This window comes from Phyllobacterium sp. SB3, assembly GCF_040009165.1.
Classification (GTDB): domain Bacteria; phylum Pseudomonadota; class Alphaproteobacteria; order Rhizobiales; family Rhizobiaceae; genus Phyllobacterium.
Genome location: NZ_JBDYKI010000003.1, coordinates 164649 through 189684, shown reverse-complemented (window position 1 = coordinate 189684; position 25036 = coordinate 164649). Strand labels below are relative to the sequence as shown.

Annotated in this window: 24 protein-coding genes and 1 riboswitch; of the genes, 7 read left to right on the top strand and 17 right to left on the bottom strand. The window is 53.3% G+C overall.

Features of this window, described 5'->3' with window-relative positions:
- Nucleotides 1-63 precede the first annotated feature (63 nt).
- From ABKW30_RS12080 to ABKW30_RS12070, 3 genes are all read right to left on the bottom strand, one after another.
- Nucleotides 64-993 (bottom strand): sugar ABC transporter substrate-binding protein, encoded by a 930-nt coding sequence (locus ABKW30_RS12080; protein ID WP_348599179.1) that lies wholly within the window; start codon nt 991-993, stop codon nt 64-66.
- A 338-nt stretch (nt 994-1331) separates the two neighbouring features.
- On the bottom strand, nt 1332-1805 hold the full coding sequence (locus tag ABKW30_RS12075) for a DUF892 family protein (protein WP_348599178.1): 474 nt from the start codon (nt 1803-1805) through the stop codon (nt 1332-1334).
- 133 nt (nt 1806-1938) lie between these two features.
- A complete protein-coding gene (locus ABKW30_RS12070; protein ID WP_348599177.1) occupies nt 1939-2871 on the bottom strand; it encodes a hypothetical protein in 933 nt (310 codons plus the stop codon).
- Between the two features lie 145 nt (nt 2872-3016).
- Here ABKW30_RS12070 and ABKW30_RS12065 point away from each other — a divergent pair, with 145 nt between their 5' ends.
- Nucleotides 3017-3157, top strand: coding sequence for a hypothetical protein (locus tag ABKW30_RS12065; RefSeq protein WP_348599176.1), 141 nt, complete (start codon nt 3017-3019; stop codon nt 3155-3157).
- On the opposite strand, the gene ABKW30_RS12060 is transcribed toward ABKW30_RS12065, so the two are convergent.
- The 7 genes from ABKW30_RS12060 to ABKW30_RS12030 form a co-directional block, all read right to left on the bottom strand.
- Nucleotides 3138-3965 carry a TIM barrel protein gene (locus ABKW30_RS12060; RefSeq protein ID WP_348599175.1) on the bottom strand — a complete coding sequence of 276 codons (828 nt, stop codon included), beginning with the start codon at nt 3963-3965 and terminating at the stop codon, nt 3138-3140. The two genes, ABKW30_RS12065 and ABKW30_RS12060, sit on opposite strands and share 20 nt — an antisense overlap.
- Before the next feature lie 112 nt (nt 3966-4077).
- Nucleotides 4078-4995, bottom strand: coding sequence for a LysR family transcriptional regulator (locus ABKW30_RS12055; protein ID WP_348599174.1), 918 nt, complete (start codon nt 4993-4995; stop codon nt 4078-4080).
- A gap of 43 nt (nt 4996-5038) precedes the next feature.
- Nucleotides 5039-6124, bottom strand: a complete 1086-nt coding sequence (locus tag ABKW30_RS12050; RefSeq protein ID WP_348599173.1) for a hybrid-cluster NAD(P)-dependent oxidoreductase — start codon at nt 6122-6124, stop codon at nt 5039-5041.
- Between the two features lie 5 nt (nt 6125-6129).
- Nucleotides 6130-7371 (bottom strand): aromatic ring-hydroxylating dioxygenase subunit alpha, encoded by a 1242-nt coding sequence (locus tag ABKW30_RS12045; protein ID WP_348599172.1) that lies wholly within the window; start codon nt 7369-7371, stop codon nt 6130-6132.
- A 110-nt stretch (nt 7372-7481) separates the two neighbouring features.
- A riboswitch (cobalamin riboswitch) is annotated at nt 7482-7680 on the bottom strand.
- Between the two features lie 193 nt (nt 7681-7873).
- Nucleotides 7874-9151, bottom strand: coding sequence for an L-fuconate dehydratase (locus ABKW30_RS12040; RefSeq protein WP_348599171.1), 1278 nt, complete (start codon nt 9149-9151; stop codon nt 7874-7876).
- A 9-nt stretch (nt 9152-9160) separates the two neighbouring features.
- Complete coding sequence (locus ABKW30_RS12035) at nt 9161-9895, bottom strand: SDR family oxidoreductase (protein ID WP_348599170.1); 735 nt, start codon at nt 9893-9895, stop codon at nt 9161-9163.
- An 89-nt stretch (nt 9896-9984) separates the two neighbouring features.
- Complete coding sequence (locus ABKW30_RS12030; protein ID WP_348599169.1) at nt 9985-11097, bottom strand: mandelate racemase/muconate lactonizing enzyme family protein; 1113 nt, start codon at nt 11095-11097, stop codon at nt 9985-9987.
- A gap of 165 nt (nt 11098-11262) precedes the next feature.
- On the opposite strand from ABKW30_RS12030, the gene ABKW30_RS12025 reads away from it, so the two are divergent.
- From ABKW30_RS12025 to ABKW30_RS12010, 4 genes are all read left to right on the top strand, one after another.
- Nucleotides 11263-12045 (top strand): IclR family transcriptional regulator, encoded by a 783-nt coding sequence (locus ABKW30_RS12025; RefSeq protein ID WP_348599778.1) that lies wholly within the window; start codon nt 11263-11265, stop codon nt 12043-12045.
- 13 nt (nt 12046-12058) lie between these two features.
- Complete coding sequence (locus ABKW30_RS12020) at nt 12059-12907, top strand: amidohydrolase (protein WP_348599168.1); 849 nt, start codon at nt 12059-12061, stop codon at nt 12905-12907.
- 112 nt (nt 12908-13019) lie between these two features.
- Entirely contained in the window at nt 13020-14855 is a 1836-nt protein-coding gene (locus ABKW30_RS12015; protein ID WP_348599167.1) for a monovalent cation:proton antiporter-2 (CPA2) family protein, read from the top strand.
- Nucleotides 14856-14883: 28 nt separating this feature from the next.
- A complete protein-coding gene (locus tag ABKW30_RS12010; protein ID WP_348599777.1) occupies nt 14884-15435 on the top strand; it encodes a DUF924 family protein in 552 nt (183 codons plus the stop codon).
- Nucleotides 15436-15445: 10 nt separating this feature from the next.
- Here ABKW30_RS12010 and map read toward each other — a convergent pair whose 3' ends face one another.
- Nucleotides 15446-16195 carry a type I methionyl aminopeptidase gene (gene map / locus ABKW30_RS12005; RefSeq protein WP_348599166.1) on the bottom strand — a complete coding sequence of 250 codons (750 nt, stop codon included), beginning with the start codon at nt 16193-16195 and terminating at the stop codon, nt 15446-15448.
- Between the two features lie 449 nt (nt 16196-16644).
- On the opposite strand from map, the gene ABKW30_RS12000 reads away from it, so the two are divergent.
- Nucleotides 16645-18222: a TerC family protein gene (locus ABKW30_RS12000; protein ID WP_348599165.1), complete on the top strand. Its 1578-nt coding sequence runs from the start codon at nt 16645-16647 to the stop codon at nt 18220-18222.
- 191 nt (nt 18223-18413) lie between these two features.
- Here ABKW30_RS12000 and zigA read toward each other — a convergent pair whose 3' ends face one another.
- The 5 genes from zigA to aztA form a co-directional block, all read right to left on the bottom strand.
- Nucleotides 18414-19634: a zinc metallochaperone GTPase ZigA gene (gene zigA, locus ABKW30_RS11995; protein WP_348599164.1), complete on the bottom strand. Its 1221-nt coding sequence runs from the start codon at nt 19632-19634 to the stop codon at nt 18414-18416.
- A gap of 60 nt (nt 19635-19694) precedes the next feature.
- Entirely contained in the window at nt 19695-20900 is a 1206-nt protein-coding gene (gene aztD, locus ABKW30_RS11990) for a zinc metallochaperone AztD (RefSeq protein ID WP_348599163.1), read from the bottom strand.
- Between the two features lie 82 nt (nt 20901-20982).
- Complete coding sequence (gene aztC, locus ABKW30_RS11985; RefSeq protein ID WP_348599162.1) at nt 20983-21951, bottom strand: zinc ABC transporter substrate-binding protein AztC; 969 nt, start codon at nt 21949-21951, stop codon at nt 20983-20985.
- 16 nt (nt 21952-21967) lie between these two features.
- A complete protein-coding gene (gene aztB / locus ABKW30_RS11980; RefSeq protein ID WP_348599161.1) occupies nt 21968-22834 on the bottom strand; it encodes a zinc ABC transporter permease AztB in 867 nt (288 codons plus the stop codon).
- 2 nt (nt 22835-22836) lie between these two features.
- Nucleotides 22837-23664 (bottom strand): zinc ABC transporter ATP-binding protein AztA, encoded by an 828-nt coding sequence (aztA, locus tag ABKW30_RS11975; RefSeq protein WP_348599160.1) that lies wholly within the window; start codon nt 23662-23664, stop codon nt 22837-22839.
- A gap of 187 nt (nt 23665-23851) precedes the next feature.
- On the opposite strand from aztA, the gene ABKW30_RS11970 reads away from it, so the two are divergent.
- Nucleotides 23852-24256 (top strand): Fur family transcriptional regulator, encoded by a 405-nt coding sequence (locus ABKW30_RS11970; RefSeq protein ID WP_348599159.1) that lies wholly within the window; start codon nt 23852-23854, stop codon nt 24254-24256.
- Between the two features lie 5 nt (nt 24257-24261).
- Here the strand turns inward: ABKW30_RS11970 and ABKW30_RS11965 are convergent, their stop codons facing one another.
- The gene (locus ABKW30_RS11965) at nt 24262-24960 is read right to left on the bottom strand and encodes a TetR/AcrR family transcriptional regulator (protein WP_348599158.1); all 699 of its coding nucleotides are present in this window, start codon (nt 24958-24960) and stop codon (nt 24262-24264) included.
- Nucleotides 24961-25036 lie beyond the last annotated feature (76 nt).

Genomic DNA, 25036 nt, shown 5'->3' with positions numbered 1-25036 from the left:
TGCATTTAAATGCCAATGCTGCCTCCCCCCGGTTAAGGGAGAGGCAGGCTAAGGCTATGCCGCCTAGTTCTTTGACTGGTACTTGGACACGTTCTCGGGCGTTACGAGTTCGAAAGGAATATAGACCTTGCTTTCGACTTTTTCGCCCTTGGAAATCTTAAGTGCCGCATCGACAGCGCCCTTCCCCTGTCCAGCCGCATCCTGGAATACGGTGACATCGAGATCGCCGGCAGCCATTGCTGCAAGAGCGTCCTGAGTAGCGTCAACACCTGCAACCACAACACTATCTGGTGCGCGACCTGCGGCCTTGAGTGCCTGAATGGCACCAATTGCCATTTCGTCATTATTGGAGATGACGGCATCGAATTCCAATCCGGCTGAAAGCCAGTTTGTCATCAAATCCGCACCTTGTGTGCGCGACCAGTTTGCAGTCTGTTCTTCAACGACTGAAAGGCCCTTGCAAGCGTCTGTTGCGATCACATCATGCACGGCCTTGGTTCGCGCGCGAGCGCCCTGGTTGGACAACTCGCCCATCATGACGACTACTTTGCCCTGCCCCTTCAGCAAGCGGCAGACTTCGGTTGTTTCAAGCGTACCGGCTTCAGTCTCATTGGAGGCAACAAAAGCCTGCTTCTCTGGTAGCTCGTCTACGTTGGCTGGCTGACGATTGACATAGACGAGTGGAATTCCGGCTTCAGCGGCAATCTTCGACATGGCAGCGGTCGCGTCCGTATCGACCGCATTCACGATAATTGCATCCACCTTGGACGCAATGAAATTCTGAATCTGGCTCTGTTGCTTGGCAACATCGTTCTGGGCATCTTCGACCTGTAAAGTCACGCCATCCAAAGTCTTGGCATAATCTTCCATGCCGGTGCGCAAGACGTTCAGGAAGTTGTCGTCAAACTGCGCCATCGACACGCCAATATTGGCTGCCAGCGCGGAACTGCTCATTAGGGCTGAAATAGCCACTCCCAATAGAAACTTTTTCATTTTCTTCTCCTCCACATGGTGCCCGGTAACACCTTTTATCCGGAACCTTCCTCACCCTCTTTCGTAGCCATACCTACCCCGACCAACGAAATTGAGTGCCGACGGTGCGCAATCTTCGCGCAAACCTTGACCCTGGATTGCAATTTCGGAATATACAGACCGTTACAACCAGTTTCTGAAATATTTATTCCATTTTAAGGTTCCAGCGTCAAGCCTGATTCAGCTTGCACATCCCTGTAACGAGTGTGATTTTTTGCACAGCTGCGCAAATTGACCACGCAAAAACGGGCCCGGCAAACTGCCGAACCCGCCTGATCAATTTGGATGTTCCGGGAACTTTATGGCTTGTTGACGCTTTCGACAGCAATATTGGTAAGCTTGTTGTTTGCTGCTTTTTCCTGATCAAGAATCTCGCTGAGCAATTTGTGCGCCTGATCATGCCCGAGTGTCTTTGCCCATTCCCGCAAAGAACCATATCGAGCTATCTCATAATGCTCGACTGCTTGTGCTGCCGCCAAAAGTCCTGCGTTGAGCGCAGTCCCGGAAGCATCTTCCAACAAGCCGTCAGCCTCCTTGAGCAATCCTTCGATTGCATCGCATTTTTCAGCTTTCGGTTTAAGGCTCAAAGATTTGAAAACCATATCCAGCGTCTTGATCTGGCCCTTTGTCTCTTCAAGATGTTCCTCAACAGCCTTCTTGAGCTTGGCGTCCTTAACCGCCGCGGCAACTTTCGGCAAAGCTTTGGCGATTGCATTTTCCGCATAGTAAATATCGTGCAGCGTATGCTCGAAGATCTCTGCTAGGGTTTTCATGCTGGTTCCTCCTGTCAATTGGGATACAGGAACCATTGAGGGTCCGATAATGTTCCATATGGAAAAAGCTGCTAAAGGGAGGAGCAAAAAGTCTGCGCAATTCCGCAGTGATTTCGCGGATTCTATCTATTGGCTAAGAGGTTGGAACGTGCGCCGTTGCTGCAAGGCTCTTGCGCAAATCTTTAAGCGCCCCGAACATCCATTGTCCCACCTCAGCAGACCCGGTCTTGTCCTGTTGCAAGGTAATCCTTGTGCGACCCGCTGCCCGATACGCGTCGGTACCTTGGTGAGCCAGGTGTTCCGAGATGACCAGGCCGGCTGTGGCAGGATTCGTCAAAGCCAGAGCGCGAGCCATTGGGCTCTGCAAAATTGGCTTGCCCAACTCTATCTTTTCAGCCTCGTTTATATAGCCATCAGGGTCTGCGACAAGCCAAGGCACTCCGCCCATGCCGCCATGGGTGCAATTGAAGAAACGCTCCTGATAAACGGTAATACCACGATGAAATTTGGTGCCGTAACTCCCAAAGCTATTGCGTGAATTTGCACGGGGATCGCGGCGTGCGTGAAAACAATGCCGTACATTTTTCGGAATGAAGTTCGGCGTGATAAGCACTGCACGATCTACCGCATCAAACAGAAAAAGCCCGTCGACAGGAATTTTTCTGTCCTGCAACAAATCGCAGACTTTGACGACCGCAGCTCCGCCGCGGCTGTATCCTGCGAGGAAAATCCGCTTGGGTTTTCCACCCCCCTGACGATAAAGCTTATGGATGTGTTCAAAGGCCGCAAACGCGAGATTGGCTGTGGCTACACCGTCTATACTGGGACCACGCCGGTAAAACTTCGCTGGCGAATCCCATTCCCGATACATCCGGTTGATGAAGCTGTTCTGAAATTCCAGTTGATATTGCCGGTCGTTGAAAACGCCGGTTCCATCAATTCCCGCAAAAATATCTGTTGCAGCATAGGCCGCAGCAAGCTCCGCCGCGCGCTGTCTCTCGTCTTCGATTTTGGCTATTTGTCCGCTGACATAGTTACTCATGCTGGCGGGAAAAGGACTCTGCATGCGGGTACCTCTTTGGGAAGTATCACAGACTATCACTCAAAGTGATAACCCACGCAGATGCCACAAGCAAACAGTAGTTCATGAAACTTTTATATCAGAATATTGCGAGTACTTCCTTGTATCAACGAGATAGAGGAACGGGTGAATGGCCAAGACCGATTTCAAATGCATTGATAGTTATCTGGAAGCACAGCTGCGCGAAGTGTGCGTCCCGCTGGAACAGATAAAAGCCATTGTTCACAAAGGTTTCCCCGGAAAGGTAGCTATCAGCCCAATCTGGTTCTGATCAACGCCATGCTGGTGGAAATGGCTGCGGCTGGATGGGCCATTTCCTGAACTTCCTCTGCAAACGGTTCGAATGAAAAGAGCCCATTATAGCCCTGTTCCAAAAGCGCGCGAATCTGATCAACATTACCGAGACGGTCATCTTCATCGACCAGAACCCTGTGTGGATCGCGCATTTCGCTGACACTCACGGCGGTATCTGTGACACCCGAAATATGCACCAACCCGGTCAGTTGCGGGAAAAATGCAGGCTCACCCGCCAGATGATGATGAAACGTATCGTGGACCAGTTTGAAACGGCCCTTTCCACCAACAGCTTCAATGGCTTCCGCAGCTTCACGCTTTGAGCGGAGCGAGCAAATCTCAAAGCCAAGAGGTTCAACGAAACCCAAAAGCCCCCGGCTTTCAAGGATGAGTTTAAGGGCGGTTAGCGCTTCGCGCAAATTGGCTTGTCGCTCGCCATCGGCTTGCCCCGTACCGTCATTGACGGGAACGAGAACCAACGCCGCAGCGCCAACGTCTCGCGCATAATCTGCGAGTTCAATTGCCTCACGCTCGCGCTCCGGCGTCCATTCATTAAAACGCTGCAAAGCATTGATAGTAGCGATGTTCACGCCTGCTGCCTCAGCCAGAGCCCGGATTTCTCCAGCAGGAGTTCCATCGACAATTGCATTCCTGGCGAGATCGTTGCGTATTTCAACGTCTTGCAATCCCAAAGTCTTGGCCAACTCGAAAAACGCGGCAGGGCGAAGTTTGGGAGTAGCGATATGATTGATTGCAAAAACGGGTTGTGAAGCGGCTGCGCCCATCTGATTCCTCCGGAAGCTTTTATCTGTCTTGCTTTCCAAGGGAATGGGCCGCAATTCTCGGGCGCCACAATCCGTCGGCGCAGCGTTTCCGTCAATCGCCACCAAGAAAAAATTATTGGCCTGCCTGAATGTCCAGTTTTATCAGTGTGTCCCTGATAATCGAAGCCACGAGTTGTACTGCAGGGTCTTTTTCCCGGCGCATATGCCAAGCGATATGCAAGGTAAAACCATCGACCGGCACAGGCGGTTCGAAAATAACGAAGTCCTTGCGATAGTCCTGCGGAATACACAGGCTGGGAACCATCGCAATCAAATCTGTTTCTGCCAGAAGCGGCGGGACAAGCACAAAGCTTGGAACAACGAACCCAACGCGGCGTTCTTTGCCGATTGCCGCTAGCGCGTCATCCGACGGCCCCTTGGTATCACCGCGCCCCGACACGAGTATGTGCGGATAGGCGAGCCATTGCTCCAGATCGAAGTTGCGAGCGGCAGGGTGACCGTTGCGCATAACCACCACATACTTCTGGTAGAGCAGATCATGGCGCTGAAATGAGACATCCGGCTTGGGAAACACCGATATGGCAAGGTCAACGAAACCCTTGGCCAAGCCATCCAGTGCTTCATCAGCGCCGTGCCAGGGTTGGATGACGAGGTTTATGCCCGGTGCCCGGTTTGCAAGTTCCCGGTATAACGTACCCGCAATGACCATCGCCGGATAATCGCCCATAATGATGCGGACAGTTTGATTAAGCGTTGCAACATCAACCTCGGGTGGATTGAGAATCGTCACCACCTCAGCCAGAAGGTTTTTGATAGGCTCGCGCAGCCCCTCTGCCTTGGCGGTCAACCTCATCCCACCCTTGCCGCGCTCAAGCAACGGATCGTTGAGAAGATGACGGCACCTCTCAAGTGCACTTGAAGTTGCCGGTTGCGAAAGGCCAAGCCGATCTGCAGCACGCGATACATGCGCCTCGTCAAGCAGGGCATCAAGAACAACGAGAAGATTGAGATCTACCGAACGTAAATTCATGCACTGAATAATAGCACAGCATGAGCATCACGTTAAACGATAGTCATGCTTCCACTTCGACATTGCTCAAAGGCTTGGAACAGCAGGCCAAAATATAGCCCTCATCGATTTCCTCATCGAGAATGCCACCATTATGGTTCATGTCGACACTGCCGGAAATCTTCATGATCTTGCAGGTGCCACATAGGCCGGACTCGCAGGCCGCAGCAATGCGAATGCCGGCACCACGCGCTGCCTTCAATATCGTATCGCCTGCCACGCAAGGCACGTCTTTACCGGACATCGAGAATGTCACGACAGATGCAGCTTCAGCAACGTCGGTCGAAATTTCGTCCATCAACGGCAGAACAGGTTCAGCAGCAGAACCAAAGCTTTCCTGATGATAATTGGCCATATCGAAGCCCGAATCTTCAAGCATCGTGCGAACATCGCGCATAAAACCGTCGGGTCCGCAGCAGAAGATCGTGCGCTCTTTAAAGTCTGGCGACAGCAGCGAAAGCTTCGGTGCTTCCAGCCTGCCCCGGATTCCAGTCCAAAGCTGACCCATTTCATGTTCCTTGATCAGAAACGACAGCTTGAGATTGGGCATGCAACTCGTCAGATACTCCAACTCCTTGCGAAAAATGATGTCGCTTGGACGGCGTGCGCAGCTGACAAAACTGATATCGCTTTGCGGCGCGCAATCCTGCATCCAACGCGTCATCGACATCATCGGCGTTATGCCTGAGCCCGCCGAAATGAACAGATATTTGTCACCGGGGTGCTTCGAGATGGAGAAGTCACCCAGTGGGCCAAAGGCTTTCAGCCTTGCACCAGGTGTGAGATTGTCCAGCATCCAGCGTGTACCGATGCTGCTATCCTGCGCCTTGACAGTTATGGCAATCGTGAATGGACGCGAAGGGCTGGAAGACAGCGTATAGGTACGCAAGACCGCTTCCGGTTGTGTACCAAGCTCGAAAGTCATGAACTGGCCCGGCTCATACCGGAACCAGTTCTGATTGTCTGAACGGAATGTGAAGGTCTTCACATTGGGCGCTTCCTCAATGACTGACAGGCACTCCAGCAGATGCAGCCGGTCGTTCCATGGCTGCATCTGATCGAGATGCGGGTATTTTTGAGGAATGCCCATATTCACTATGCTACCTTGCTCAGTCGCTTGCCGCCGTCGAGACGTGTTTCCATGGTGTTGGAATACCATTCGAGGAACTGCAGTACGCCGCCTTCATGCTCGACCGAATATGGGCCCGGCTCATAGGCAGGTGAACGGATGCCAAAGGCATTTTCCTCCACGATCTGGCGATCCTGATCATTGGTTTCGAGCCAAACATGTGTCAGTTCATCGATGGTATAATCGACGCCTTCGACAGCATCCTTATGCACCAGCCACTTGGTCGTTACCTGCGTTTCGGTGGGGCTCAGCGGGAGAACCCGGAAGGAAATCGCGTGATCACCCAGAATGTGGTTCCATGTTGTCGGGTAGTGGTAAAGCAGCAGTGAACCGATTTGCCGTGTGCTCACATCATCGCTGAGCTGACGCGCGACAGCGCGTTTGCCTGACATGGTGTAGCTTTCGGATTCGTGCAGCAGCGGCACGCGCGTTGCACGGAACTGACCATTTTCATCAATACGGAATACACTTGGCAGACCGGCCGCTTCGCACTTGTCCCAGTGCGCCACGATTTCCGGATCATCCTTGGAACCCTGAACGCCGGTCACGCTTGGCGCTTCCGGAAAGGTTTTGCAGAGTTCAGGATGATTTGCGGCACAATGATAGCACTCGCGGTTATTTTCCCAAACCAGCTTCCAATTTCCCTTTTCGACGATGGAGCTTTGGAAGGCGACTTTGGTTTCGCCAAGACGATGCGGAGCGAGATAAGGCTCAATCAACGCGCGTGTTGCTGCAAAATCCGGTGCTATCGGAGCAAGGCAAATGAAAATGTAACCGCCGATGCTTTCGCAATGCACTGTCTTCAGGCTGTGCTGGCTGGCATCAAAATCATCGCCCATCTGGCGCGCGAACAACAGCCGGCCATCCAGTTCGTAAGTCCACTGGTGGTAGGGGCAAACAAGCTTTGCCGAGCTGCCTCGCTCTGAGGCGCAAACGCGCGAACCGCGATGACGGCATGAATTGTGGAAAGCCCGGATTTTCTTTTCACGGTCACGGACGATAACAACCGGATAATCGCCAATCTGCACGGTGAAATAATTGCCAGGTCGCGCCACTTCGCAGTCATGGCCGATGAAGAGCCAATCGCGATAAAAGATATTCTCCATATCCAACCGGAAATAGTCCGGATCGGAATAAAAAGCCTGCTCTAGGCCGTAGCCCGGTTTCCGGTGTTTCAAATTCCGGAGCAGTTCACTATGTGCGTCCATGTCGTGTCCTCGCCATCTCATTTGCGAAAGAACTGACTGGTGGTGACGGAGAAGACCGCCTGTATGGCTACCCATACAAAACAATGCTCCTTGATCGCCCACCGCGATCAGTCGGTGTTATCGCTTGTGGCTGGTTTCCGGGCTCTGGAGTTCCCTAAAGGGTTTCACGGCGCCTTCCCGGAAACCTGTTCCAGTGGCTATTTTGCCGCGTTTCACTCCACTACCGTTGCGGGGGCAGCGCCGGGATTAAACCGGCTTCCCAATTCTCCACCTTCCCTAGAAAGCGGCACCTCAAGTAGCCTGATAAAAGCACTCGCTTGAAAAAAAGAATAGGTGCGGAAACGACATCGCATTTACACAAGACGACACGGCCAAAATGGCGCAGGTTCTGATGTGCCAGAACGGCGCAGCTTGTCCACAACCTTGATTGGATACGCCAATTGCGACCTGAAATTCACTGGCAGCAACCATCGCCGAAGCGATGGTTGAGCAGAAAACACGGTTATAGATCGCGATGCAGATATTGTTTGATCGATTCGGGCTTCATCTCGATCGAGAAGCCTGGCAGTGAAGGTGGCATATAGGCCGCATTCTGAATGTTGCAGGGATCGACAAAATGTTCGTGGAGATGATCGACATATTCAATCACCCTTCCCTCTTTCGTTCCGGAAACGGCAATATAATCAATCATCGACAGATGCTGCACATATTCGCATAGGCCCACACCGCCCGCATGCGGCCAGACAGGCAGATTGTATTTTGCCGCAATGAGCAACACGGCCAGCACTTCGTTCAACCCACCCATGCGGCAGCTGTCGATCTGCACCACATCAATGGCACCTTCCGCAATGAACTGCTTGAACATGATACGGTTCTGGCACATCTCGCCTGTCGCAACCTTGACCGGATGGATAGCTTTGCGAATTTTGCGATGTCCCGCCACATCATCAGGGCTTGTCGGTTCCTCAATGAAGAATGGCTTGACGAAGGCGAGCTTGTTCACCCAGTCAATCGCCTCATTCACTTCCCAGACCTGATTGGCATCAATCATCAAAATACGATCCGGGCCGATGACCTCACGCGCGATGGTGAGGCGCCGGATATCGTCATCAAGATCACGCCCGACCTTCATCTTGACGTGATTGAAACCCGCATCGATAGCTTCCTGACAGAGACGTCGCAGCTTTTCATCCGAATAGCCGAGCCAACCTGCCGAAGTCGTGTAGCAGGCATAACCCTCAGCCTTGAGCGTTTCGATACGCTCTTTCTTGCCGGTTTCTGCCTTATGCAGAATTTCCAGAGCTTCTTCACGGGTCAAAACGTCAGTCAGGTAGCGGAAGTCAACGATGTTGACGATTTCCTCCGGCGTCATCTCACCGACAAGCTGCCAGACTGGTTTCTTTGCTTCCTTGGCCAGCAAATCCCATACGGCGTTGACCACTGCGCCCGTCGCCAGATGCATTGCACCCTTATCGGGCCCGATCCAGCGTAGCTGGCTATCGCCGGTGATGAAATGCCAGAACCTGCCGGGATTTTCCTTTACCCAGTCCAGTTCAAGGCCAACGACAAGATGTTTCATCGCCTCGATTGCCAAACAGCAAATTTCATTGCCGCGACCGATGGTAAAGGTCAGCCCATGACCGGAAAGCCCGGCATCCGTATCCAGCACCACATAGGCAGCTGAGTAATCGGGATCAGGATTCATCGCATCCGAACCATCCAGACTTTGCGATGTAGGAAAACGGATGTCGAATACGCGAAGATCAGTAATGCGGGTCATCGGTCTTTCCTAAACTGTCCAGCCGCCATCGATATTGTAGGCTTGTCCCGTCGTGTAGGTCGCACCCGCAAGGTAAACAGCAAGATCGGCAATTTCTTCCGGCAGACCCAAACGCCCCATAGGCTGGCGCGCGATAAAGGTCGCACGGGTCGCTTCGTAATCGCCGCCAGCCCGCATACGTTGCTCAAGCGAAGGGCTTTCCACCGTGCCGGGGCAAATCGCATTGCAGCGAATACCCTGGGTAATGTAGTCGGCAGCTACCGATTTGGTTATCCCCAAGACGGCCGCCTTGGTCACCCCGTAAGCAAAGCGGTTTGGCACCCCCTTCACGCTGCTGGCGACTGAAGACATATTGACGATAGCGCCTTCCTTGCGTTCGATCATCCCCGGCAGCACAGCGCGGATCGTGCGGATCATGGCGCGCACATTGAGATCAAGCGCAAACTCAAGATCGGCATCCGGCATATCGAGAATCGAGCCGCCATGGACAAAACCCGCGCAATTGAAAAGCACGTCGATTGCCCCGATCTCGCCAATCACCTGCGTGACCTCATCTGCCTTGAGCACGTCCAGCTTGCGGGGCTTGATATTCGCTTCCTTGGGCAAGGCATCGAGCAATTGCTGATTGATGTCCGTCGCATGGACGATTGCCCCTTCGCGCGCAAAAGCCAGCACCGAAGCCCGGCCGATGCCCTGTCCGGCTGCTGTAATAAGAACGCGTTTGCCTTCAAGCTTGCCTGTCATCTCATATCTCCATTGGGCATTTCATAATGCCACTCATGCATTTCGCCCCGATTTGGGCAATAATATCTCTTTTTAAGCCGTGAAGGCCATCAGGCGCGGATTTCGGTAGTGAATTCATCCACACTTCGCGCCTTGACCGCATCCCAGTCCCAATCGATCCCGATTCCGGGTTCTAAAGGTGCCAAAGCATAACCATTTTCGATCCGCATCTGCGTCTTTGTCAGGTCATCCAGCTGCGGAATATATTCGACATACTTGCCGTTCTGCACCGCGCAGGTCAGGCTGACATGCAATTCCATCAGAAAATGCGGGCATACTGGAATGTTGAATGCTTCCGCCGCATGCGCCACTTTCAGCCAAGGCGTAATCCCACCGATACGACCGACATCCACCTGTACGATAGAACAGGCACCCTTCTGCATATATTCGCGGAAATGCCGGATCGAATAAAGCGATTCACCAATAGCTACAGGCGTTTGCGTCGAGGCGGAAAGGCGCACGTGCCCATCAATATCATCGGCTGGCAGCGGCTCTTCCAGCCAAGCCAGATCAATGTCCCGCAGCACGTGAGAGCGACGAATGGCTTCGTCCAGCGAAAAGCCCTGATTGGCATCAGTCATGATTTCAAATCCGGAACCAACAGCATCACGCACAGCTGACAGGCGATCCAGATCTTCCGACCCATGCGGACGGCCGATCTTGACCTTGGCGCCCTTGAAACCCTTGGCTTTAGCTTGCAGCGCGTCATCAACCAGTGCCTGCTTCTCAATGTGAAGCCAGCCACCTTCGGTAGTATATAACGGACAACGATCTTTTGCCCCGCCTGCAAGTTTCCACAGCGGCAAGTTCTGTTTCTTTGCGCGCAAATCCCATAAAGCGATATCAATGGCTGCCAGCGCAATTGCAGTTATCGCTCCGATCGTCGTTGCATGCGTTGCAAACTCTAGATCGTGCCAGATTGCTTCAATCTGATCCGCATCCTTGCCAATCAGTCTTGGGACCAGATGATCGGAAAGCAGGCGCATAACCGACGAACCGCCAGTTCCAATTGTATAGCTGTAGCCGGTACCGACAGCGCCGTCACTATCGGTAATTGTGACAATCGGCGTCTCCTGACTGACAAAACTCTGAATTGCATCCGTCCGCAGCACTTTTGGCGGCAGATCGACCATTCGCAACTCAACGCGTTGAATTTTCGCCAAATTATCCTCCCGTCGGACTTGGTATCTCGATCCGCTTATGTATTATATCCCCATATATGGGAAGTTCATTCATATACAAACATTTGCCTGCTTGATCGTCAAGCGATGAAAAAGTCTTCCATCCGGTGATGATCTTCGTATAAGCCTAAGCAAGGGAGTAATCGCATAATGGCTGAAGAAGACGACCGTTACCGCGCACCTGCGCTAGACAAAGGGCTCGACATACTTGAACTGCTTGCGGGAATTGATGGCGGCGTAACACAGGCGGAAATTGCAAAGCGGCTCGGTCGCAGCCCCAACGAATTCTACCGCATGCTCGACCGCCTGGTCCGCCGTGGTTATGTCACCCGGCTCGAAGGTGACCGCTATTCGCTGACCCTCAAGCTTTTCGGATTGGCACAGCTGCATGCACCAGTCCGACGTCTGGCGGCCTATGCAACGCCACTCATGCGCGACCTCGCAGTTCAGTCCAAACAGGCTAACCACCTGTGCGTATTTGATCGCGGCGCAGTGGTCGTCGTTGCCCAGCAGGAAGCTCCCGAGTATTGGGGCATCTCAATTCGTGTTGGCTCGCATATGAGCTTGCTCAACACTGGTTCAGGCCATGTATTGCTGGCATTCCGTTCCGTCGAGGAGCGCAGCTTGATGATTGCGGAATATGAACGACACGTTGACGATGATTCGCAACCGGATGATTATCGCGACCGCCTGAGTGTCATCCGCGAACGCGGCTATGAGATAATGCCCAGCGCCCAGACCGGTGGCGTTTTCAACGTCTCGGCCCCGGTACTTGGCCCTGATGGCCGCGCCATCGCTGCGATCACCTGCCCTTACATTCAGGTTCTCAACGTTCCGGATGCGCCCGGAGTGGATCAAGTATGCCAGATGATCGTTGCCACAGCGAAAAAATTGTCGGAGCTTTCCGGCGCGGATGTAGGTCATATCTGACTGGAGAAACTAAATGCCGGCTAGCGAACTGATCGATACTCACCTGCATCTAATTGACCAGTCTGCCCTGTCCTATCCGTGGTTATCCAGTGTCGAAGCTTTGAACCGCGATTTCCTTTATGAGGAATACGCGCAGCAAGCACGGCGCACGGGCATAACTCGCGCATTGCATATGGAAGTCGATGTTGCAGTCTCAGATATCGAAAATGAAACGAATACCGTCGCTGAATTATCAGCCCGCGAAGGCAGCCTGATCGCTGGCGCAATCTCCTCCTGCCGTCCGGAAGATGAAGGCTTTGCAGCCTTCCTTGATCGTCAACTGGCAAACCCTTTGGTTAAAGGATTTCGCCGTGTTCTCCACGTCATGCCGGATGAGCTTTCGGAACAGCCGCGCTTTCGCGAGAACATAAAGCGGCTTGGTGGCACGCGACTGACATTCGACCTGTGTGTACTGCCAAGGCAGATCGAGCAGACCATCGCCCTCATCGACATGGCACCCGATGTTCAATTCATCCTCGATCACTGCGGCGTTCCCGATATTAAGGGTGAAGCATTCAAGCCCTGGCAGGCCGGAGTTACAGAAATCGCCAAACGCCCGAACGTCACCGCCAAGGTTTCCGGTGTGATCGCCTATGCGGATGCCGGGACATGGCGCGTCGAAACACTTGAGCCCTACGTGCATCACATCATCACCAGCTTCGGCTTTGACCGCTTGGTCTGGGGCAGCGATTGGCCAGTCTGCACGCTTGGCGGCGGTCTCGCCACATGGGTGGCAGCAACCCACGCATTGGTCTCCGGTTGCAGCCTTGATGAAAAGACAAGACTCTTCTCCGGAAACGCCAAGCGTATCTGGAAAGCATAGGCTTCACAGAGTTGTAATCGGACCTGTTCGCCACACCGCCATTTTAGCTTGCTTGCCGGGCACCTGCGCTTTACCTGTCAAATTATAGCAAACGCGCAGCGCAGGAGAGACAATGGCAGCGGAAGCAAGTGGACCCGATCTATTAAGTGTTGTCGTGCTTCTCGGAGCCGGTGTTGTTGCCGTCCCCCTCTTCAAGCGGCTCGGATTGGGGTCTGTACTGGGCTATCTTGCTGCCGGTCTGGTCATCGGCCCATTTGGTCTCGGTTTCTTTTCCGACCCGGAAACCATTCTGCATGTGGCCGAGCTGGGCGTGGTCATGTTCCTGTTTATAATCGGGCTGGAAATGCAGCCGACGCGGCTTTGGGGCCTGCGCAACGAAATCTTCGGGCTCGGCGCTTTGCAGGTCATCGTCTGCGCACTGCTCCTTACCGGCGTCGGTATCGCAACCGGCTTTCCCGTTGCCGTATCTTTCGTTTCGGGTGCGGGCTTTGTTCTAACCTCGACAGCCATCGTCATGCAATTGCTGGAAGAACGCGGTGATATCGCCTCTCCCAAAGGTCAGCGCATGGTATCGATCCTGCTTTTTGAGGATCTGGCCATCGTACCACTGCTTGCGCTGGTTACCTTCCTTGCACCGATAAGCACCACAGAAACCGGCGGGCTTCGCTGGCTGGATATCGGCATAGGAATCGGCGCGGTCGGGGGCTTGATCGTTGCAGGGCGATATCTGCTCAATCCTTTGTTCGGTTTTCTCGCCATGACCCGAGCCCGTGAGGTGATGACTGCCGCCGCCTTGCTCGTTGTGTTGGGTGCCGCCCTGCTCATGCAGGTCAGCGGGCTTTCGATGGCCATGGGCGCTTTTCTTGCGGGGGTTCTTCTTTCCGAATCCACGTTCCGGCATCAGCTGGAAGCCGATATCGAACCATTCCGCGGCATTTTGCTTGGCCTGTTCTTTCTTGCCGTCGGGATGTCACTCAACCTTGCAGTCGTCGCCGCCAACTGGCAGATGGTGGTTTTCTATGTCGCTGCCTTTATGATCGTCAAAGCCATTGCGATCTACTTCGTAGCCCGCCTGCTGAAGTCGTCACATCGTGATTCACTGGAACGTGCCATTGTCATGGCTCAAGGCGGTGAATTCGCCTTTGTACTTTATGCAACAGCCACAGCAGTCGGCATTCTCGATGGAGAGTCCAATGCGATCCTCACGGCGATCATCATTATTTCAATGGTACTTACCCCTCTCGCCATCATTGGCATGAGGTTTATGCTGCCTGTTGAAACACAGTCTTTGGAAGATGTTGATATTGCCGATGGATTGAATGGCCGGGTACTGGTCATTGGCTTTGGTCGCTTCGGCCAGATTTCCAGCCAACCGCTCCTGCTCAAGGACGTCGATGTGTCGATTATCGACAATGACATTGAAATGATCCAGGCAGCGGCGCAGTTCGGTTTCAAGGTATATTACGGCGATGGTACACGCCTCGATATTCTCCATGCAGCTGGTGCGGGCCGCGCTCAAGCCGTGTTGATCTGCGTGGACAAGGCGGAAACGATCCTGTCGATCGCTCACCTCATCAAGGCCGAGTTTCCGCTGGTGCAGATTTATGCGCGCTCATTTGATCGCGGTAATACGATCGAACTCATCAAAGCCGGCGTTGAATATCAAGTCCGCGAAACCTTTGAATCAGCCCTTATTTTCGGACAGACAACGTTGGTCGGGCTTGGTGTTGATCCGGAAGAAGCGGCGGAAATCATCCGCGATATCCGTCAGCGTGATGATGAGCGTCTTGACCTTCAGCTTGCAGGCGGCATGCGCGCAGGCAATGATCTGATGAAGGGCAATATGCCGGTTCCTGGCCCGTTGATCAAACCGCGCCAACCCGGGCGCGCATTGAGCGAAGAGACCGCAAGTGTCTTGCCCGTCGCCGCATCTGCGGACGCAAATTGAATTGGTCGAGGCCAAAGGGAGTATAATGATGTCCGACGAACATGCGTCCAAAATTGCTGAAGTTGCCGCATTCTGGCGTGAGGCCGGACCTGAAAAATGGTTCAAGAAAGACGAAGCGTTCGACATCATTTTTCGCAAGACATTTCTTGATGAACATTTTGCTGCGGCAAGACGGGAATACGAAGAGTGGGTGGAAAGTCCCGAGGGGGCGTTGGCACTGATGATCCTTCTCGACCAGTTTCCACGCAACTGTTTCCGTAATACCGGGCACATGTATGCCACCGATGAACTGGCCCGCTATTATGCCAATCGCGCTCTTGAGAAAGGGCATGACCTGTCTGTCGCGGAAGAGCTGCGTGCATTCTTTTATCTGCCCTTCATGCATTCGGAAGATGTGGATGACCAACGTCGATGCGTCGAGCTTTGCAGTCATGGCTCACCTGCCAATGTCGAATATGCCAACGATCACTATGACATCGTTCAACGTTTCGGACGTTTTCCCCATCGCAACATCATTCTGGGCCGCGATACCACCGAGGAAGAACGCGCGTTTCTCGATGAAGGCGGCTTTGCAGGATAGAACGACGGCCTCACCCGGGTAAGGTGACGACAATCGGGCCGTGGCGGCTAGCAACTATTGTATGCTCATATTGTACGGTGGGTGCAGATGGTTCGGCGAAGAGTGTCCAGGGATCATCGCCATCCTTTGCGAAATCGGCTCCCATGGAAAGAAAGGGTTCGATGGTGAAAACCAGCCCTTCATTCATGACTCTTTGCTCTGTCTTGTCCGGCCATGTAGCAATCTCTTCGGGCTCTTCGTGCAAGGCATAGCCTACCCCGTGACTGCATAGATTCGTGACAAGCGTGTAGCGATTTTTCTGAGCAAACTCACCCACCGCTTGTCCAATTTTTGCAAGAGGCTTGCCTGCTCCGACTTGCCTGATACCTGCCCACATGGCTCTCCGTCCATCACGGCAAAGCCGGTCTATTGCGCGTGAAACGGGCGGCACCGCGAAAGAAGCGCCTGTATCGGCAAAAATCCCGTCTTTCTCGGCAGAGACATCGATGTTGACGAGATCACCCGCAAGAATAAGACGGTCGCCGGGGATACCATGCGCGATCTCTTCATTCACGCTGATACAGGTCGCGCCGGGAAAGCCGTAACACATCTCCGGGGCCGGGCGGGCACCCGCTTGTTCAAGCAGTTTACGGCCGATCATATCGAGTTCCGCTGTCGTCATCCCGGGTTCGAGCGACTTGGCCATGGCATCAAGCGTATTGGCAACGATCCGCCCAATTTCCTGTAGCCGGATCAATTCATCTTCATTGGAAATGGTCATTCGCCGAACTCTGCTCTCTGCCTACTTTCCTATAAGATAGGGTGTACATAAATGATTGCAAAAGTTTTGCCTAATGCGGGCCTAAAGAAAAGTGCTTGGCATTCGCTACCCGCGTCGTATAGTACATGGAGTTAAGAGCACATCTCCCCGCGCCGTTAAGCAAGTGCGGGATTTCAAAAAGGCTCATCTAAACAATGGCTGTTTAGCCTTCAGCCAGTTAACAGGGACTGACCGCGCGCATCAATGCCGGACGATCAATCTGAAGAGCCTCCAAGTCCGGACTTGCGAAGCATGCTGACTCTGCACCCGCAGCGTCAGCACCGAAAACCCGCCAACTTTCCCAATTCTGACTTTGCCCGCGTCGCCGGTGGATTTGTGCTGTCTTTGATAGCCGCTCTGCCTGCCGCGCCACGCCCCTATTTTATCCGCTAAAAGGACCCGACTTCCCAATGGACCTGTCATTACAATGGATTGCCGACCCGAATGCCTGGATCGGTCTCGCCACGCTCGTCGTGCTGGAGATCGTGCTTGGCATCGACAATCTTGTTTTCATTGCCATCCTTGCCGACAAGCTACCGCCGCACCAGCGTAATCGTGCCCGTATAGTTGGCCTGTCGCTGGCATTGATCATGCGTCTGGTGCTGCTCGCTTCAATATCCTGGGTTGTCACACTCACACAGCCGCTTTTCAGCGTGGCTGGTTTCGGTTTCTCCGGGCGGGACATCATTTTGATCGTCGGCGGCGTGTTCCTCCTGTTCAAGGGAACAATGGAATTGCACGAACGGCTGGAAGGTCATCTTGCTGCCAAGGAAAGCAACGCCGTCCATGCCGTATTCTGGCAGGTTATCGCCCAGATCGTCGTTCTGGATGCTGTGTTCTCGCTGGATAGCGTGATCACGGCCGTTGGCATGGTCAAGCATCTCGAAGTGATGATGATCGCTGTTATCATTGCCGTAGGCGTAATGATGCTCGCCTCAAGACCATTGATGAACTTCGTCAATCGTCACCCCACGGTGGTCATTCTCTGTCTGGGCTTCCTGATGATGATCGGCTTCAGCCTTATCATCGAAGGCTTCGGCTTCCATATCCCCAAGGGCTACCTCTACGCTGCCATCGGCTTCTCGGTTCTTGTCGAGGCTGCCAATCAGGTTGGCCGCCACAACCGCGAAAAACGCGTAACCACCATGGATTTGCGTGATCGCACAGCAGGCGCTGTACTTCGTCTGCTTGGTGGTGGACGCGGCAATGATACGCCGCACTCCGATACACTCGACGTCATTGCCGAACATACGGCGGCCGGTGACGTCTTCCATCCGGAGGAGAAGGAAATGATCCGTGGCGTTCTCGATCTTGTCGAGCGCCCGGTACGTTCCATCATGTCTCCGCGGAACGAAGTGGAATGGCTTGATCTCGACGAGACGAATGAAGAGTTGCTTGCCGAAATCCGCACCCTTGCTCACAGCCGCGTTGTGCTTGCACGCGGACGCGTTGATGATTTCGTCGGTGTAGCCCTCACCAAGGATTTGCTGTTTGCCATTCTGGACGGCGGCAAGATCGATTGGGAAAAGGTAACACGTCAGCCGCTCATCCTGCACGAGAATGCCAACGTTCTGCGTGTCATGGAGCAGCTTCGCGGTTCGACCGTGCAGATGGGTGTCATTCTCGACGAGCACGGATCATTCGAAGGCGTGGTAACGCCGACAGATATCCTTGAGGCTATTGCCGGTGACTTTCCGGAGGAAGGCGAAGAGAGCCCTATTCTGGAGCGATCCGAAGATGGCAGCATGGTCGTCGATGCCTATATCGATATTCGCCGGCTTGGCAGCTTGATCGACCGTGATCTTGTCGATGATGGCGACCGCTATACAACGCTCGCCGGCTATATTCTCTGGAATTTGGGGCATATCCCGACAACAGGTGAAAAACTCGTCGTGGACGACTTCGAATATGAAATCGTCGAAATGGATGGCCGCAATATCGGCAAGGTGCGCATCAGCTCGACCTCCGCCGCCGCCATGTTCATTTAGGTTCAGTTGTCCCGCAGGAGCAGTTAAAAACTTCGCCCGGGCATTGATCATGTCCTTCCCCTGCGGGGGAAGGACTATCGCAGTTGAAGCCTTGACTTTGGGATGGCTTCTTCTCATCAAGGACATCGGTGCCTAACAGGCTTGATGCCAGTTTCTGCAGACCTCCCAAGCGCAATCTCATTTGCGCGATCTCAGGAGGCCTGTCTCATCCAGCTTGGAAACGGGTCCAGCAACCCTTCCCATTTGTGCGGCGTAAACTCGTCCGCATCGAGCAAACAGGCGTCCAGTTGAGCACGAATTTCGACTTCATCCATTGGTTCAACGCCGATGAACACCAGCTCCTGACGGCGATCGCCCCAAACTGGATGGAGATATGGCTTCATGGCGTTCAGCCATTCGGGATTATCCGGCCACCGGCTTTTCGAGATTGACGACCACCAAAGCCCGCGTTTTTCCGATCTGACCAGTGCACCTGCCTGACTCAGTTCCCCAACATGATCCGGCCGGGTTGCCAGCCAGAAAAATCCCTTGGCACGGATGACACCGTTCCAGTTGGAATTGATGAAGTCCTGGAATTTCTGCGGATCGAATGGCCTCCTCTCGCGATATACAAACGAGCGGACACCGTATTCCTCCGTTTCAGGCACGTGGTCGGAGAAATTATTCAACTCCTTGTACCAAAGCGGATGTTCCTGTGCTTTGTCGAAATCGAAAAGTCCGGTGTCGAGCACCTCCGCGAGATCAACCTTCGCAAAATCTGTCTCGATGACCTTGGCATCAGGGTTGAGCGCATGGATGATTTTGCGGGCAAGATCGCGGTCATACATCGATGCCGATGATATTTTGTTCAGGATGATGACATCGGCAAATTCAATTTGATCCACCAGCAGATCCACCAGCGTGCGGTCGTCCGCATCGCCCGATGATTCTCCCCTGTCTTTCAGGAAGTCACTTGATGCGTAGTCCTTTAAAAGATTGGCCGTATCGACCACCGTTACCATCGCATCGAGCCGCGAGATGTCCGAAAGGCTCAGCCCGTTCTCATCGCGGAAGTCGAATGTCGATGCAACCGGTAGTGGTTCTGATATTCCCGTTGATTCAATCAAGAGATGATCGAACCGGCCTTGGCTGGCCAGTTGCCGCACTTCCGCCAGAAGGTCGTCCCGCAAGGTGCAGCAGATGCAGCCATTGGTCATTTCGACCAATTGTTCCTCAGTGCGTGACAGGTTCGCACCACCGTCACGGATCAGCGCGGCGTCAATATTCACCTCGCTCATGTCATTGACGATGACTGCAACGCGGCGGCCTTCACGATTGTTAAGAATATGATTGAGCAGCGTAGTCTTGCCTGCTCCGAGAAATCCCGAGAGCACAGTGACCGGCAAGCGATTGGCTGTTGCTGTGTTTTGCATGGCTTGAGCCTTTCCAAAAAGAAAAAGCCCACGCGCCGTTCAGACGCGCAGGCATGAGGTTTATTCGTGGACTTCGCCGGAGCCTCCGATGGCGACCACGTTGTAAGGCGTACCTTCGACCGGAATATCGCGGGTCTTTTCGAAACTTCCAGCATCGACGACTTGGAGGCGACCTTTCAGTGGATCACTGACGATGATGTCGTCACCGGCAACGGCAATGCGCGGACGAGGCAAATTCCAATGACCATCCATGCTGTAAGGGTCAGTCAATTTCAGCGATTTCTCGATCGAACCCGTTACGACATCAAGCTGATGAAGTTGCCCGTCTTCGGTAAAGATGTAGGCAAAGCGGGGACGCGCTGAATCGACAGCAAAATGCACGCGTCGCGCCGGCAGTTCGATCCGGCGGAAGGCGTCTTCACTGGCAGGATCAATCAGGACAACAGCTTGCGGACCATAATTCCCCAGGAAATATTGTAGCCCCTGGCCCCCGACAAGAGTTGACGACTTACCTTCCGGTAAAGACTTTGAATAGTCGAGGTGCTCGATCTGCGGCCCGTCATTTCCGGATTTTACCAGAAGCAAACCAGATTTGCAGGCAATAGCGACAATGCTGCCGGAAGCCGCTTCTCCATGGAGGTCAGGACAATTGTAGAGTTCACCTGTCACAGCATTATCTGCGCCTGCAATACGAACACCAACGGGCAATTCTTCAACCGGATCAGTTGGATGAGGTTCGGAAACCAAAACATTATCCCCGAACGCAACGGCAACGCCATGATGCGGCGAAGCCACCTTTATTTCGCGGGTTTCCGCCTTTTCGCTTAGAATGTCAGACTCTTTAACAATCTTGACAACCCCATCACCATCGAAGAACAAAGCAATCTGACCGTGATGATCGACAAAATGTGAGGGCTTTTTGCCCGCAAATTTCACATCCAGCAGCGCAGGTTTTTCAAGCTTCAGATCTCCATGATCACCGTGATCATCGATGGAGACTCCGCTGGAGATTACCGAAAACTGCCCCGCATCCCGCTCATTGGCGAAGACGAGGCGGCCACTATCGCTACGCGAAAGACCGGCAGGCGCATTCAACTTGAAAGTTTCCAGCACATCGCCGGATTTGGCATCAAGCGCCCGAACGACAGGGGCAACCTGATCAGCTACAAAAAGACGCCAGGCGGTTTTCCCCTCTGCCAATGCTGGCGCCGTCAACAAACTGGCTGTGATGGCGAACGATGAAAAAGTAAGTAAGTGCCGTGTCATGAGCTTTCCTTATATGTAATAACATAACATTCTTGAGCGAAAGAAAAGCGGAGTTGTCCTCCGCTTTTCAAGGTATGTACTATCAGCTGCCGAGAATGGCCTTCTTGAACGTATCTATATTGTGGTTCATCAAATCGATATAAGTGCCGGCGCCGTCTTCAGGCTTGGAGAGCGCATCCGAGAAGAGCGTGCCGCCAACTTTCAGCTTTGTTTCGCTGGCGATCTGTTCGATCAGGCGCGGATTGGTGATGTTCTCAACAAAAATCGCTGAGGCTTTGTCTTCCTTGATCTGCTTGATGAGCGCTACAATATCCGCCGCCGATGCCTCGGAGTCTGTCGATATGCCTTCCGGTGCCAGGAACTTGAGGCCATATTCGTGTTCAAAATAACCGAATGCATCATGCGATGTGATGACGAGGCGCTTGTTTTCCGGAATGGACGCGATTGCTGCCTTCACATCGGTTTCTGTCGCATCGAGCTTCTTGGTGTAGTCGGCAGCATTGGTTTTATATGTGTCGCAGTTCACAGCGTCGGCCGTGCAGAAGGCATCAGCAATATTCTTCACATAGATTTTTGCGTTGCTGATTGATTGGAAGGCGTGAGGATCGTAGGCGCCATGGTTGTGCCCGGCTTCATGGTTATGCGCCTCGCCTTCATGCTTGTGCGCTTCGCCACCGGCATGATCATGCTCTTCCTCTTCACTTTTCAGCGGCTCTACACCCTTTGTCAGTTCGACAATCGGCGCCTTCGTAGCGCTGGCCTCAACCAGCCGTGGCAGGAAGCCCTCAAAATTCAGGCCATTGACCAGCACAACATCGGCCTTGGCAACAGCAGCGGCATCCGATGGTTTTGGTTCATAAACATGTGCGTCGCCATCTGCTCCGACAAGCGTTGTCAGATCGATCTTGTCGCCACCTACATTTTTTGCAAAATCCGAAATGATCGAAAAGCTGGCAACAACCTTGAGATTTTCTGCCGATGCAGAGCTGTGGGCAGCACTCAGTAATAGTATAACATTCAAAGCGCTGGCAAATTTAAGGGTTTTGATCATGGTCTCTTTCCTTGGTTTATGCAGTTCTGTGACGATGTGGACGCAGGCGGCTATTAAGAACGCCGCTTGATCCGAGAATAATGGAAGAAAGGTAAACGGCACCGGCCGAAAGAATGATTGCCGGCCCTGATGGCACTGAGAAATGATAGGAGATCAACAGGCCGCCGATACACGAAGCAAAGCCTATAGCGATTGCAAGAGCACACATCGGCCCCACGCGTGTGGTCCAGAAACGTGCAGCGGCAGCTGGAAGCATCATGAGGCCAACAGCAAGCAATGTGCCAAGAGCCTGAAAACCACCAACGAGATTGATCACGACCAGCCCGAGAAATATGAAATGAACCGGCGTTCCGATACGGCTGACAGATCGCAAAAACAACGGATCGAGACATTCGGCCACTAGCCCGCGCCAAAAGATGGCGAGCGTAACCACACTGATTGCCGAGATAAGTCCGATCAGGATAAGAGCGTCATTGTTAAGTGCCAGCACAGTACCGAACAGCACGTGCATAAGGTCTACATTTGAGCCCCGCAACGAAACAATCATAACGCCCAGCGCCAGCGAAATCAGATAGAATGCTGCCATCGAGGCGTCTTCCTTCTGGATCGTGAAGCGTGACACGGCACCGGCACCCAAAGCCACTATCACACCTGCGACCAGACCACCGATGGTCATTGGCACAATCTGCAATCCATAGAGCAGGAACCCGACTGCCGCTCCCGGCAGGATCGCGTGGGCCATTGCATCGCCTGTGAGGCTCATGCGCCGCAACATCAGAAACACACCGACCGGGCATGAACCAAGCGCAAGCGCCAGCGAACCAATAAGGGCGCGCTGCATAAAGCTGTACTCGACAAAAGGCGCAATCAGGAAATCATACATGCCTATGCCGCCCCTTTCTTCAGATGGTCGTGGGACTCGTCATGATCATGATCATGGTCGTGGTTATGGGCATGCGCATGATCGTGGCGGTGCAACTGGTCTTCTTCGCACCATGCAGCCCCTTCTTCCCATGCCTCATGAAACTGACGTGCATGAAGGAGATTCTCCGGGCGCAGTGTCTCGCGGGATGAACCCCATGCAATCGGCTTGCGCGCCAGAAGCAAAGTTTCCGGAAAGTGCTCCTTCACAAGTTCAAGATCGTGAACGACGACCATTATGGTGCGGCTTTCACCATGCCAACGCTTGATGAGGCTGATCAGATCGGAAACGGTTTTTGCATCGATTGCATTGAACGGTTCGTCCAGGAGGATAATATCGGCGTCCTGAACAAGGACGCGCGCAAAGAGCGCCCGCTGCAATTGCCCACCGGACAGTGTATCGATAGCACGCTTTTCAAAACCACCCAGACCAACAGCCATAAGTGCTTCGGAAACGCTCGTTCGGTCTTCCTTGGTAAAGCGGCTGAGAAGCCCGCGCTTTGGCCACAGACCGAGCGAGACGAGATCCACGACACGAGCCGGGAAAGACCTGTCGAGTTCCGACTGCTGGGGCAGATATGCAATCCGCATGCCTTTCTCGACAGTGCATGAGCCGGACATGGGCTTCAATACACCGACAATACCCTTCATGAGTGTGGATTTGCCCGAACCGTTAGACCCAACCACCGCAGTCAGGGACCCGCGCGCAACTTCTCCACTTAGGTGATGCACGGCCGGATGGCTGTGGTAACCCAGTGTAAGATCGCGAAATATCAGGCTCGGTTCAGTCATGGACTCATAAACTCATTGAAAAGCCGGATGCGCTGCAAGCGTCCCGGCATATTCTTGACGTGTTCGTATGTGATGTTATTACATTAGTCAACAATGGCAAATTTGAGAACGGTGGAAAATAATAGATACACTGGCGGTTGTGGAAAAAATTTCCTATTTAGTATCAAGCTATGAGGATCAACTGAAGATGACGGCTACGCAGGAACTTACCAAGAACCAGTCACTGGTTTTCGATGCGCTGACACGCGCCGATGGGCCGCTGAGTGCCTATACTATTCTTGATCAGTTGCGTGATAATGGTTTCCGCGCGCCGCTTCAGGTTTACCGCGCCCTCGACAAGCTTCTGGATTACGGAATGATCCACCGGCTGGAGAGCATAAATGCCTTTGTCGCCTGTGCCCATCCCCACGATCATAGCCACAGCCATGGCATGACAGCCTTTGCGATTTGCGAAAAATGTGGTCAGGTTTCCGAGTTTTCGGATGATGTCATCACTGCACGCGTTCGCGAATGGACTAATGGCAATGGCTTCAAGCCATCCAAGACGACTATTGAAATTCGCGGCGTTTGTGCCAGCTGCGGCACCGCCTGAACAGTTCAGCGCTTGCCGTAGGCCCTCAGGAATACATCGACACCTGCCGTAACCGTCTTGCTGATCTGTTCGTCAGTCGGCGCTTCATCCATGCAACCGAAAAGACGACGCTTGAAAATGCCCGTCATCATCAGGTCGGATAGCTGGTAAGTGGCAAGTTCAGTGTCCTCAATTTCCAGATTGCCAGCGGCCACGTGCTTTTCCAGAAATACTCTCAACATGGCCTGCCCCTTCTTCGGGCCCTGCTCGTAAAAGTTCCGGCTCATGGAAGGCATGCGCTCTGCCACGCCGATAACCACGCGTTGCGCGCGGATGACCACATCGGATGTCACCTTGATGGAGAGTGCCTTGCCGAACGCGATCAGCGCCTCACGCAAGTCATGGTCACCCTCAAGTGCCGAGTAAATGCCATTGAATAATTTCTCGCGATAGACAATGCAAAGCTCCATAAAAAGCTCTTCCTTGCTGTCGAAATAGACATAAATTGTCCCTTTTGACACGCCTGCTTCACGCGTAATGTCATTCATGCTGGCTGCATCAAAGCCCATGGTGGAGAATACCCGGTCGGCGCCCTCCAATATTTGCTGGCGCTTTGCCGGGTCCTGTCCCGCAGCCAATCGGCCTTGCCGTTCATCGCCTGACAACGCTGCTTCAAGCGCAGTTGCGGCAGCCAATGGCGTCGAATAGGCCTTCGTAGATGACATTCTGGGTCTGTTTCCTCATTTATGATTCTTTTTCGAACCAAACGGTTCGATGCTCTTGATATGCGCTCTCATTTGC